The sequence below is a fragment of the Wolbachia endosymbiont of Madathamugadia hiepei genome, assembly GCF_013366855.1.
Classification (GTDB): domain Bacteria; phylum Pseudomonadota; class Alphaproteobacteria; order Rickettsiales; family Anaplasmataceae; genus Wolbachia.
On sequence record NZ_WQMP01000017.1, the window covers coordinates 1 to 12103 of the forward strand.

Consider the following 12103-nt stretch of genomic DNA (forward strand, 5'->3'; position numbering starts at 1 on the left):
ACCTGAAAAACAGATTAGAAATTGAACATACTTGCCATAGATCTCCTATTAACTTTTTAGTTCACATCTTTTCTACGCTTATTTCATATTCCATGCAACCCAAAAAGCCCTCTATTTCCAACTCTTTCTTCGTCGGCTAATCCATAGTTAGCGTAGAAAAAGCGGGAGAGAGAGTTGGAAATGTTTTTTACAAAAAGGATGATACTAATAAAAAAGATATCATTACATTTGGGGTATAAACTATGTTATCTCCAAACGGAATGATGTTAGTTTAGTTTTGCCAAAAACCTAAACGATATAACCACTTCCGACAACCAAAGCGTGAGAAGAATTTTTTTGAAACCAGCTATTGACTCTATAGATCAATTTGTCTCTTTCCTTCATTGTTTTCCCTTCCTTCTACAAGCCTCTGAGTGTGGTCACCTACAATTTTTAGCTCTCTCTTGTCAAATTTACCAATTTTTGAGCTATCTATTATGTTTACTAGGGCTGTAGTTATTTGAGTAAATTGCTCTTTTGTCAAATTTGGTTTACCGAGATCTGTTTCTAGCTTTTGTAATTTATCGCTCTCCATAATACAAGAATCATTTAGGTAATTTGCTACTTTCTGTAAATATTCTTTGCTACCCTCATACACTCCATGATTGTTAACACTCTTAGCTAGAGTATGCAAATATCCTTTTATATCTTCAAAAGATTTAATAACAGTCTCTGATGGTTCAAAGGATGGTTTTACTATCTGTTGCAGTGGCTTTGGTGCCTGGTCTTTTTCAAGGCTCTTAACCTCTGTCTCTAGCTTAGCAACCTCTCTTTTGAAGTCAATTAAACTATTTTTTACGTTTTCACTTAGCTCTCTAACTTTTTCCCCAGTGCTGAGACTTTTTATTTTAGTATCACTTTCGCTAACTTTTGCTTCTATGGTAGCGATCTTTTTACTGTTAGCTCCTCTCCTCTTATCTATAATGCTCTTGCTAACTTTTTCTCCTTTTTCGAATTTATCTAAGGTTCGATTTTTCCGCTTTAATTTATTTAGTTCCTTCCTAAGACTGACTTGCTCTTTTACAAGTTGGCCCATACTTGAAGGTAAATTAGATCGCTCTTTCAGGTTATAGCTTAATTTTTTACCGGTGTCTTGAACAGCTTTAACCTGTTCTTTGAGTGCGCTGATACCTGTTTTACTATATTTGCCTGAGTCACGCTCTAGCCCTATCAGCTCTGCTCTAGTTAAAAATTCTTTGGATCTTTTTGTTAAGTACCCAATTTCTGCACGATCTACAATGTTGTCTTTGCTGTGCATTTCCTGTTTTTTTCCCGAGGAAATTTTCCCTTGGCGCGTGTTTAATATAAGCTTATTGGCTTGAAGATTCTTATCTTGATCATGTTTGGTTTTTTCTCCTAATTCAGCCGTTTTGCTTCTTAACTCAGCAAGAGTATTTTTCAAACTTTTTACTGACCCTTTTACTTTTTTCACAACTGTGAGTACGAGCTTGCCAACCTCAGAACCTTTATCTGGTGCTTTGTACCCAGCACTTCTGACCTTTTTTTCTAACTTGTCAATCTCTCTTTCAAATTTGTTCAAGCTACTCTCTACACCTTTGTTTAATTCCTTGACCTTTTCTCCGCCACGGAAGTTTTTAATGTTAATATCATTCTCATTAACTTTTGCCTCCATTATTGCAATTTTTTTGTTATTATCTGCTGCTGCAGTATTTTTATTACTAGCTTTTTCTCTTCTATAATGTGATCTTAGCTCTTCCTTTTTTAACTCATGTATTTCTTCCTTAAGCCCTTTTTACTCTTGCATGAGTTTAATAGTATTTGAAGTCGAACCAGATAGCTTTTTCAAGTTTTCACTTAATTCTTTGTGAGCATCCCTAACAATATCCACTTGCTCTTTTATTGCGCTCACACTTGCATTGTCATATTTACCCTAGCATATTCTGTTTTCATTATTTCTACAATATTGCTAAGATTTTCAAACCTTTTGATTAGCATTGACTGTCTTACACTACTGTAACCTCGTGCCGCTGACTAGTAAGAACATTTGCAATCTCGTCATCACATTTTTTAATATCAGCAATGTGCTTTTCAATGAAAGTTTCAACTGCTGTTGGACGTCTTTTCGGTACATTATCTAAGGTACGTTGTTGACCATTAATGGTCTCTATGATTGTGTTATTGTGCTTTTGAATATCAATAGCTTGTTTCTTATATTCGTTAATTTGTTCTAAAAAGTCTTTATCTTTTTTCTCTATATTAAAAATGTTGTTAGATTTCTTCAGTTCCATAACGTTTACCTCAACTTCAATTAAACATAATAACAATGTAACACTTGGATGTTAATTTTTAGTTTAATTAGTAAATTCCTCCATAAATTAACCTTGGTTTGCATCAGACTTCTTGCATAACCTGATATGGTTTTGCAAAAAGTTCAATGTCTACGCAGACTCAAGAAGCATCGCTAGAGGATTCTTTATATAATGCTTAAAGGCGTTTAAAAATTTTGCCCCTAGTGCTCCATCAACTGTTCTATGATCAACAGAAAGTGTTATCATCATTATCTCTGCTATCTCTATTTTTTCATTGATAACAATAGGCTGTTTCTTGGATGTACCAACAGCCATAATGCAGGACTGCTGCGGGTTAATTATAGCGCTGAAAGTTTTTATACCAAACATGCCTAAGTTGGAGATAGTAAACCCTCCTCCTTGAAATTCTTCAGGTCTTAATTTTCCAGATCTTGCTCTGCTTACTAGATCCTTCACTTCTTTTGATATAGATAAAATACTTTTTTTATCAGCATTTTTTACTATGGGGGTGATTAGTCCATCTTCAAGTGCTACGGCAATTGAAATATCTACATTTGCATATTTCAGTATCTTATTATCTATCCAGGAAGAATTTACATCAGGAAATTTCCTCATGCTGAAAGCCACAGCTTTTATAATTAGATCATTAATTGTTACTTTATTGTTTTCATCTGCTGAATTAATCTCGTTTTTGAGCGATATTAGCTTATCAACCCGGCAGTCTACAGTTAAATAAAAATGCGGTATATTCTGTTTAGACTCAACCAGGCGTTGTGCTATCACCTGGCGCATGTTGCTTGCTTCGATTATAACGTCTTCGCTCGATCTTTCACGATTTTCAATTTGTACACCACCATCTAAAAACTCCAATACGTCAGCTTTAATGATACGGCCATATGGTCCAGTACCTTTTAGTCGTTTTATATCCACATTTTCATTTTGAGCTATTTTCTTAGCTAATGGGCTTATTTTTATTCTACTTTCTGTTGTTTTGGTATCTTCTTCTTTTCTGGATCCCAGTGTCAAGCACTGGGATGACATTGAGGGGTTGGATGGCATTGAAGGATTGGATAGCGTTGAAGGATTGGATAGCGTTGAAGGATTGGATAGCGTTGAAGGATTGGATAGCGTTGAAGGGTTGAATGACGCTGAAGAATTGGATGACATTGAAGAGTCATATGGCACTGATGAAGAATTGGATAACGTTGAAGAGTGTGCTTCAACTTCTTTCTTAGCTTCAACATTGGTAGTAGAAGCTGAAACATAGTTATCAAGTGCATTATTATCTTCTCCTTCCTCCAGCATTAGAGCTATTGGTTGATTTACAGACACGCCACTTGCTCCCTCTGATACTAGAATTTTTGCTAAAACCCCTTCATCCACAGACTCAAACTCCATTATGGCTTTATCAGTCTCTATTTCAGCAATTACATCACCTACTTCAACTCTATCCTGCTCTTTTTTACACCACTTCACGATTTTTCCCCCAGTTTTGCTCATTGTAGGGGAAAGAGCAGGCATTAATATTTCTATGGGCATCTATTGTAAATTAAAAATCTATTCAATTTTTAATTTACTCTTTATCTTATGTCAATCTAATCGTGAATGATGATGAATAAACCGCTTATGTCATCCCAGTGCGTGACACTAGGATCTTGGTTCAGAAATAGATCTACTATTATCCTGTTGTTTTTATTATTCAGTCCTAACTTGTTTGCCAGCAACTTTGTTTCAATAAAATCAAATAAAGTCAATATGAGAACAGGACCAGGGTTTCACTATCCTGTAATATGGATATACACTTGCAAAAATCTGCCCCTGAAAGTGATAGAAGAGTTTGAAAACTGGAAAAAGGTCTGTGATATAAAAGAAGACTGCGGATGGATAAAAAGTAATCTGCTTAATAACAGGCGCTACGCGATGATAAAAGAAGATACTTATGGATATCAAAAACAGAATATGGACAGTAAGATTACTATGAAAATAGACGAATACGTTATAATGAGAATAGAAAAATGCAATGAGAAATGGTGCTTGCTATCTTCCTCAAAACACAAAGCGTGGGTACAAAAAGAGTATATATATGGGATTGATTAGGTTGAAAAAGGATCTTGATTGGTAGTAGTTTCCAAACCTTCTGTGGTAGGCTCTTCAGGTAAAGCAGAGGGTGCATTATTGATTTCTTGAGACTCAGGGGAACTGCTTTCCTCCGCAGAGCTATTGCATTGCCCACAAAAACTCCTTAACATCTCCTCAGCAGATGAATTTAAAATTTGTATAATAGACTTTTCACTCTGCTCTTTTAGCGATTGATCCATTCTAGAAATCAACTCAGAAAACTTGCTATCTTCCTTTTTAGCTTCACTTCTTATTTTATTTCCTATACTTTCAATATTATCCTGGTCAATTTCCTCTTTTGTTATGTTGAATGAATTTGCAATGTCTTGATACTTGATCTTGCATTCGCCACTGCCAGTTATACAAAGAGCAATGGAATCGGACATTTCACTTGCAGCCCACTTGTGTATAGCGTAAGCCAAATAGTTGTCATGGTTTTTAATGTTAAATTGTTGTTCTATTAGCCCAGAAATCTTATTACTCAAAGACATAAAGCACCCCCTTACATTAGCTGTACCTTTTTGTTAAAATACAGCAATTAAACTGAATAGCAAATTAATACGTGATTTACTTTAATTAATTATTAAAGTAAGAGGCAAAATTCATGGTGTTAAGGCACTTTAAGCTACAATTTAGAATCTTTTGGCTTTGACCCCTAGCAGTTCTTTTTTGATTTCCTTCTTTATTTCCTTGATTATGTTTGGATAAAGTTTTTTAATTAAATCGCTGACATGAGGATCGCTACCTGGATTTTTTACAAGGGCATCAATTATTTCCTCCACTTCTTTATCTACTCTTCCATAATCAATTTCTTCGTAATCAGTTTTTTTAGCACTAATTTTTACATAACCAGGAGAACCTCTACCGTAGATTCCTCTACTTTTGTCAATACAGCCACCTGCACCATATGCCCCACCAACATAATCTTCTCTACATTCTTCTACATCTTTATATTTCATTTGACCATCTTCTATATATGCTATTTGTTTGTCTTTGTTTGCAAAGCTACCAATGCTTCCACGACTCAATGCTATCTTTGGGTTCCCTAACTTTAAATTTTTTGCATGGATCTTTGTCACTTTCCAATTCCTCATATCATATCTCCCACCTTTAACAGTAATTAATGGCAAGCAATTTTGTTTGTGTAAATCGCACATTTTTACTAAAGTTGGTTTTCCATTCATATTGTTATATTCTTGTCTGCCGACTTCCCCCACTTCGACTCTTATTATAGGATGATCAGGATCAATTTTCAATTTAGCTTTAATATAATCTCCTGGCATTCCTAGCAGGCCACTAGATGATTGACTAAAGTAACCTGCTCCACCACCTCCCCATGCCTCTATTTCAATATAATCGTATTGTGATAAGTCATCTGTGTAATCATTATTACCTGAAAATTTGTACGATTTTGTTGGCAAGCTAGGATTCTTATTCCTCAGCCGTTTTTTTATTACTTCTAACACTCCCTTTCCTAAATTCTTTAAGTAAAGCCTACACAATTTATCAGCATAAAAAACCTCTGGTCTGTTTGCTTTAACCAGTTGATCTTTCAATTGTGTGCACTTTTGTATTTCACCTTTTTCGTTTTTTAGTGTTTTACCATCTTTATCTTTACAATCCACTTCCTCATATCTTAAGTAAAATAATAAACCATCTTCTTTGTTCAAATATTGTGTTGAGCGACTACATGCTTCACCTAAGCAGAGACAGCCATCTTGACCTTGTTCACATTTTTCCTTACGCTCCCCATCTATTAATTTATATACTATCTTGCATTTGTTGCAATCCTGTTTTATATCCATTTCATCATCCTTTTCCGCAATGCAATTGTTTCTATTCGTACTTTCTTCAGGAATGGAAATATATCCCCACTTATTGAATATTATTTTATCTAGCTCGCTCTGTGGCTTTGCCAAAACATCAGTTGTTTCGTTACAAGGGAAATAATAAAGTTGATTCGACTCCTTTGAATAAACAGTATTATACTTAATGTACCTTACCCCCATTGATTTTAATAATATTATCTCACTTTTTCCCTTCTCACTTTCTCTTTTAAGTACAAACTCTTCTGGTTCTGGCTTCCAACCAGAAAGACAAAGCATTTTTCTTTTAGAGTTTGTTTGATCCTTTACTCTCATGTATCTCACTTCTATTTTTGGTAGTCCCATATCATCTAATTCCAACTTAGTTGATCCTTTTTTACTGGATTTGTCAGGATTTGTTATACTGTAATCCTCACCATTAGGAAACTTGATCCCAATATTAGGAGTAAGCCCATATTTTTCCAAAATTTTAAGCTGAGGATTCTTTCTCAATATACCTTCTATAACATCAGTGATGTTACTCTCATCATTACTATTCTTAGTTGTTTTTTTAACTACTTTTGGTTTTACCACTCTAAAAGACCGTGGGTCAATTTTTTTCCTATCTTCACTAGCATCAAAACTGATGTTAAAAGTACAATAGCCATCACTATAACTTCCATTTACTTGTTTCATGCAATTTTCTCTGCTCATCTTTATTTCTATTTTTAACGTATTTTCATTTACTACCTCCACTCCCTTAGGCTCTGGAGCAGGTGGCACCGGAAAACAACGAGCAGGAAATTGCAATCTTCTTTGAGATTCCTCCTTTTCGGTACCGCGGTATTCAGTGCAGAGTTTACTTTTTTTTCTGTATGTTTCAAAGTAGTGTGTAGTACCATCTCTATCTAAGATAGAATGCTCCCTAACTTCACCCGGAGTAGGGCTCTCCCCAGCCTTATCCTTTCTGTACTTTCTTGGAAAATCTAACTTTTCTCCGATTTCTCCGTCTTTTCCTATTAGGTCACCAATTATTACCTTAACCTTAGGATCAAAGTAATCATTTTTTTCATTTGTTATAGGGACAATTCTAACCTGTGGAGGTGACATTGCAAGTTGTTCACAGAGCGGAGGTGGGCTAGGTGCAAGTGGCACAGGAGCACATTTTACTGTTGTTTGGTAGCAGGTATCACAGGTATTTGCCATATCTCCAAGACGGAAAATATTTGCTCCTTCACCTATTCTAGAAAGATATGAGAAAACCCCCTCCATGCAAGCTGCTTTTTGGCTGCAAGCACATATCTTAGGAGAATTAACAAATTTTACTTTTTCTTCATCAGTAACATTGTCTGCCCACTCCCATTCAAGACCTTCCGCAATTCCTTCCTTAATTTTGCCACCATCTAATACTGTATCTCCTTCCCAATCGATGAAAACTGCTGCAGAAATTCCAGCTCCGCTTGCCTGCGTTCCGTATATCTGGTGGCATGATGTTTTGTTGGGTAGTATATAACAATTACCTCCTTCATAGTCGCAAACCTGAATCTTCGGATTAAAATAATCACTTATTCCTTGATCTTTCACTGCCGTTACTTTAATTTCTTTTAACAAGTGAGGATCAAATTTTAAATCACCCCATTTGCCAGTAATGAAGCTCCAAAGACCTTTTCCTATTGAGCTCCCTGTAACTTCAGCGTCAGTATGAAAATATATACCTTGGCAAACATCAGAGTACCCACTATTTGCACCAAGCAAAACCAACACTAGGAAAAAAAATTTGGCTTTAAGCCTTACACTTCTCATAAAACACCGGTAACCACTTACTAACTTCTTCCCCTTTTTCTTTTATTGCTTCGTACATATACTTTATAGTATCTTTATTAGCTGAAAGTATGTGTATTTCTTGCATATCTTTCAAATCTAAATTTAAAGTTACTAGTCCTTTATACTGTTTTATCAAAAATAAACCTTCTTGTGTTGGTGTTTGCAAGATTATGTTCAGTTCCTCTTTCGATAGAGAAAATGCTTTCATGTATAACCTATTCGCATTGATGTTCGGCATCAAAATCCTTGTATCAACGTGTTTATCCAGATATTGAGTAAATTTGCTAGCGAATGCCAGGTTTAAGTTCTCAGTACTTAGAATTACCACAACATTTAGTTTTGTCATCCTGTGCATCCAGTTATCAAACTCTTTCTCCGTAGGAAAAATATTACTTATCTTCCATGCTTCATCCAAAACAAGTATTGTAGACGAGCCATCACATTTTGCTTCAAAAGAGTATAAGAAATAGTAAAGTATCACGGACATACATTCCTTTCGTTTCGTAAGGTCTGCAGTATTAAGAGATATAGTTTTTGTTTCCCAGTCAATGTCCGATTCATCACCATCTTGAAATAAATAAGCAAACTCACCATCATTGCACCATTTACTTATCTTGCCTCCAAGGAGTAAGAGCACTTCAGAAATTTGTGAAATAGAACGCAACTTCCTTGGTATAGCAAATATAGAATCTACAATTTTTTTTATCTTCTCTTCCACATCCATCGAGTTTGTATCAGCCACCATTCTTTTGATCAGTTCAACTAGCATATTGCGATTGGAAGCACTATCTTCAATGTTTAGTGGATTAAATTTCAAGCTTTTATCTTTATATTTTGGATCAATTATGTAATATTTACCGCTCACCGCTTTAGTAAAAATTATTGACTTTCCGGTGTTGTCTAATATGATAATCCTGGGGTCAAATTTTCTTGATTCTGACAACAGGAAATTAATTAGTGAAGTTCTGCCTGAATTCGGAGCGCCAAGTATCGTAGTATGACCATTGTTTTTCTTTCCATGAAAATTAAAAAAGTAAGGGCTTCCTTTTTTTGAAAAAAAGACTGTTACTGCTTCCTTCCACCTTCCTCCTTTTAATGTACCTGACGTAAAATCATGTAGCATAGCAAAGCTACAGGTATATTTTTTTAATATATTCTTCGGTTGTGTAACAAAAGTAAAATTGCCCGGAAGTTGTGCCCAAAAATGATCTTCCATATGTAGATCAGCTCTAAACATCATCAAACCGACTAACGACATTACGGCGGACAAATCGCTGATGTTTTCGGCTAGTCTCTTTCTATCGTCAGCAAAAATTGTGAAAATAATTTTCTGTTGACAAAAGTCTATAGCAGAAGTTTTTTCCAGTTCTATTATTTCTTTGATTTCTGGGTTTTGAAGTAAGGTACTATCCTCACTGACTTGCAGCATATTGATTTGTTTTTTGAATTCTTTGACTGCTTTGTTATTACTAGTGAATATTATTATTTCTGTAATAATAAACTCAGAGTCAAGTTGTAAACACCTATCTATATTTTCTAAAGGGATTTCCCGATATTCCTTTATGCAAAAAATGGAACCAAATTTCTGTTGATTTTCAAATGTTGTTTGAAACGTGTTAAAACCAAAAGCTACCTTTAAGTTTCTAACATGTTGCGACAGGTCCCTTTCACATATTGGGTAGTCTTTGTGTGTTAACGTAACAATATAATGGAGAAATTCCATCATTTCAGAATACATTTTACACTCACTAAACCTTAGGCCCAGCTTTTTAGCTCCGAAAGGCTCCAAATCACTTTGAATTAAATCAGTTACCCTTTGTAATTCCTGATGGTTTTCTTGTAGAGACAGCTTATGCTGATTTTTTATTCTACTAAGAAAAAATGAATTATTAGTATGCTCGCCAAAATCGCTAAATAATACCACAATGTATAACTCGTTTATATACTGCAGTTTACTATCAGTAAGCTTATTAAGCCACGTTGAATGTAGCTTATCAGAAAAGTCTCCAGTTTTATTCCATTTTAAGCTCAGTTTATTGCGCTTTCGGGCAGTATGAATCCAAACGGTGAAATATAAACTATCGATATTTTTTGATATGCTTTTTCTAATTTCAGTTCTAAGGTCGCTGTAATTATCAGCAGAGGAATAATCTTCTAACTTGATTATTTTTAATAATTCTCCCTGTTTTGTTAGTATGGTTTCTTCATCATAATGACAAGCGTAAGGGATAAAATCTAAATCAATGCTTTCTAATAATGCTAAATTATTCTTTTTTTCAAGCTTAGTGTTAATTGCTGGTATTTTTGGCTGCATACAACATCATGTGCGTTCAATAAAGGCAGTGATACTTAATTTTTATCTTTTTCGTTGTCAGGTTTTACTTTTACAAAACTAAACTTCTCTTTCAAGTAGTCAGTTGCTTTTTCCGTACTACCAAACATCATGACCAGTACACCAAACATTATCATGAAAAAGATCAGGCCCCTAAACAATATTGCAAGTATCACTGCAGCCATACATAATCCTATGATTGTCGAAGGACTCATACTTTCTAAGGTATCCTTAACTGAAAATGAAGAAATAAAATTTTTTACCGTTTCTTGTACATCCTTTAGTTCATTACCTACTGGAATCGCCTCGCCTGAGTATGATGTAAAAATAAAGTTTAATAGGACTATAAAAACTAAAACTCTATTCAATTGAATGCGCATCAACTAAATACCTTTTAAACACCACCTGATTATAACAACTTTCATATCAACAGGCAAGAACTGAATTTGTTTGTTCACTATGAGTAACATATATTTAATTTTTACCGCTGTTTACCATCATCAATAAGAGGACTCAAATCGGTGGATGTTAATTCACTTGAAGGAAGGGTTAAATACCGTGTGACTGCTGCTACAGCAAGCACTACAGACATAACCAACAATCCTGCCCCTACCATCTCCAAAGTCACTACTCCTGCAATAAGACATCCTATTGCTGAAAGAGCACAACCTGTTGCCAGTGCAATGCGAAAATTTCTGTTATTGGGTTGTTTTGTAGGTTCTGAGTTTTCATTTTCTTGCATATTTTGCTCTTTATTTGCAGGCTGCTCCGGTTGCGGTTGATTATCAATTTCTTCTCTTTGTAGATCATCATCTTCAATAAAGCTTAATGCTGTGCTTACACTGCTCCTTCTGCTACTTGTTGGTGATGATGGTGGGCTTTTCTCACTCGGCACGGGTGGATTTGGATCGTCACTGGGTGGGGGAGTACCTTCGTTATTTTGTCTGCTTATGTGACTATTTCTAAGATCGATTTGATAATTGCTTCCGCTAATAATTTCTGTAATTATTCCTTCTAATTTTCTGTAATTTTTTTTCTCATCATCTTTGCATAATGCGCTCAACTCTCTTATTTTGCCTAACAACGCAGGAAGAAAGGTTTCGATATAATAATTATATTCCTCTTCGCTGCTCCGTTTAACAATGCCTGAAGTTATTCTTAACACTTGCTCTATTTTATCTAGTCCTAATCTTTCTGATTGTATTGTTCCTCGTAGCAACGCTGAAAGAAATTTGTTGATGTAATAATCATAACGTTTTTCTTGTCCTATCAGTGATTCTTCTAACTTAGTCAATACACTAGGATCAGTTCCTTGCTTGAACAATTATTCGCATTCTTTGGCAATATCGTTTAGTTTTTTTTGATCTTGTTCTGTTACACTTTCGTATATAGCTCTGCACAGCCTACGATCTTTTTCATTACCCAAAAATCAAATAAGACCTTGTATTTCAGTGGGTAAACCATTATTCGAAGGTTGAGTTGAATCCTTTTTTTTAACAAGAAAAGCAGGCATAGCACTCTCCATACATAACAAAATGTATAGATACCTCATCAGCGTTAATTTTACATTAAAACACGCTAACTATGGATTAGCTGATAAAGAAAGAGCTGGAAATAGAGGGCTTTTTGGGTTGCATGGAATATGAAATAAGCGTAGAAAAAATGTGAACTAAAAAGTTAATAGGAGATCTATGGCAAGTATGTTCAATTTCTAA

9 protein-coding genes and 2 pseudogenes are annotated in these 12103 nt (G+C 35.0%); 2 read left to right on the plus strand and 9 right to left on the minus strand.

The window, feature by feature from the left end:
- Nucleotides 1-140 (plus strand): annotated as a pseudogene (locus tag GO685_RS01120) (IS982 family transposase); the annotation flags it as partial.
- A 215-nt stretch (nucleotides 141-355) separates the two neighbouring features.
- On the opposite strand, the gene GO685_RS01125 reads toward GO685_RS01120, so the two are convergent.
- The 3 genes from GO685_RS01125 to GO685_RS01135 all read right to left on the minus strand — a co-directional run bounded on the left by GO685_RS01125 (nucleotide 356) and on the right by GO685_RS01135 (nucleotide 3848).
- Nucleotides 356-1672: a hypothetical protein gene (locus GO685_RS01125; RefSeq protein ID WP_175937193.1), complete on the minus strand. Its 1317-nt coding sequence runs from the start codon at nucleotides 1670-1672 to the stop codon at nucleotides 356-358.
- A gap of 331 nt (nucleotides 1673-2003) precedes the next feature.
- Complete coding sequence (locus GO685_RS01130; RefSeq protein ID WP_175937194.1) at nucleotides 2004-2288, minus strand: hypothetical protein; 285 nt, start codon at nucleotides 2286-2288, stop codon at nucleotides 2004-2006.
- A gap of 150 nt (nucleotides 2289-2438) precedes the next feature.
- Complete coding sequence (locus tag GO685_RS01135) at nucleotides 2439-3848, minus strand: pyruvate dehydrogenase complex dihydrolipoamide acetyltransferase (protein ID WP_175937195.1); 1410 nt, start codon at nucleotides 3846-3848, stop codon at nucleotides 2439-2441.
- Nucleotides 3849-3914: 66 nt separating this feature from the next.
- Here GO685_RS01135 and GO685_RS01140 point away from each other — a divergent pair, with 66 nt between their 5' ends.
- Nucleotides 3915-4406, plus strand: coding sequence for an SH3 domain-containing protein (locus tag GO685_RS01140; RefSeq protein WP_246226313.1), 492 nt, complete (start codon nucleotides 3915-3917; stop codon nucleotides 4404-4406).
- On the opposite strand, the gene GO685_RS01145 is transcribed toward GO685_RS01140, so the two are convergent.
- The 6 genes and pseudogenes from GO685_RS01145 to GO685_RS01170 all read right to left on the minus strand — a co-directional run.
- Nucleotides 4403-4918 (minus strand): WBM0748 family T4SS-associated protein, encoded by a 516-nt coding sequence (locus tag GO685_RS01145; RefSeq protein WP_175937196.1) that lies wholly within the window; start codon nucleotides 4916-4918, stop codon nucleotides 4403-4405. The two genes, GO685_RS01140 and GO685_RS01145, sit on opposite strands and share 4 nt — an antisense overlap.
- Nucleotides 4919-5059: 141 nt before the next feature.
- On the minus strand, nucleotides 5060-8035 hold the full coding sequence (locus tag GO685_RS01150; protein ID WP_175937197.1) for a hypothetical protein: 2976 nt from the start codon (nucleotides 8033-8035) through the stop codon (nucleotides 5060-5062).
- A complete protein-coding gene (locus GO685_RS01155) occupies nucleotides 8016-10370 on the minus strand; it encodes a VirB4 family type IV secretion/conjugal transfer ATPase (RefSeq protein ID WP_175937198.1) in 2355 nt (784 codons plus the stop codon). The genes GO685_RS01150 and GO685_RS01155 overlap by 20 nt, the downstream gene beginning before the upstream one ends.
- A gap of 35 nt (nucleotides 10371-10405) precedes the next feature.
- A complete protein-coding gene (locus tag GO685_RS01160; protein WP_175937199.1) occupies nucleotides 10406-10768 on the minus strand; it encodes a hypothetical protein in 363 nt (120 codons plus the stop codon).
- Between the two features lie 101 nt (nucleotides 10769-10869).
- Nucleotides 10870-11712 carry a hypothetical protein gene (locus GO685_RS01165; protein WP_175937200.1) on the minus strand — a complete coding sequence of 281 codons (843 nt, stop codon included), beginning with the start codon at nucleotides 11710-11712 and terminating at the stop codon, nucleotides 10870-10872.
- Nucleotides 11713-11977: 265 nt separating this feature from the next.
- Nucleotides 11978-12103: pseudogene (locus tag GO685_RS01170) on the minus strand (IS982 family transposase); the annotation flags it as partial.

Coding starts and splice junctions, on each gene's coding strand:
- GO685_RS01130 (WP_175937194.1), bottom strand. CDS start 2,288: ATGGAACTGAAGAAATCTAACAACATTTTTAATATAGAGAAAAAAGAT.
- GO685_RS01125 (WP_175937193.1), bottom strand. CDS start 1,672: ATGGAGGCAAAAGTTAATGAGAATGATATTAACATTAAAAACTTCCGT.
- GO685_RS01135 (WP_175937195.1), bottom strand. CDS start 3,848: ATGCCCATAGAAATATTAATGCCTGCTCTTTCCCCTACAATGAGCAAA.
- GO685_RS01145 (WP_175937196.1), bottom strand. CDS start 4,918: ATGTCTTTGAGTAATAAGATTTCTGGGCTAATAGAACAACAATTTAAC.
- GO685_RS01140 (WP_246226313.1), top strand. CDS start 3,915: ATGATGATGAATAAACCGCTTATGTCATCCCAGTGCGTGACACTAGGA.
- GO685_RS01160 (WP_175937199.1), bottom strand. CDS start 10,768: ATGCGCATTCAATTGAATAGAGTTTTAGTTTTTATAGTCCTATTAAAC.
- GO685_RS01150 (WP_175937197.1), bottom strand. CDS start 8,035: ATGAGAAGTGTAAGGCTTAAAGCCAAATTTTTTTTCCTAGTGTTGGTT.
- GO685_RS01155 (WP_175937198.1), bottom strand. CDS start 10,370: ATGCAGCCAAAAATACCAGCAATTAACACTAAGCTTGAAAAAAAGAAT.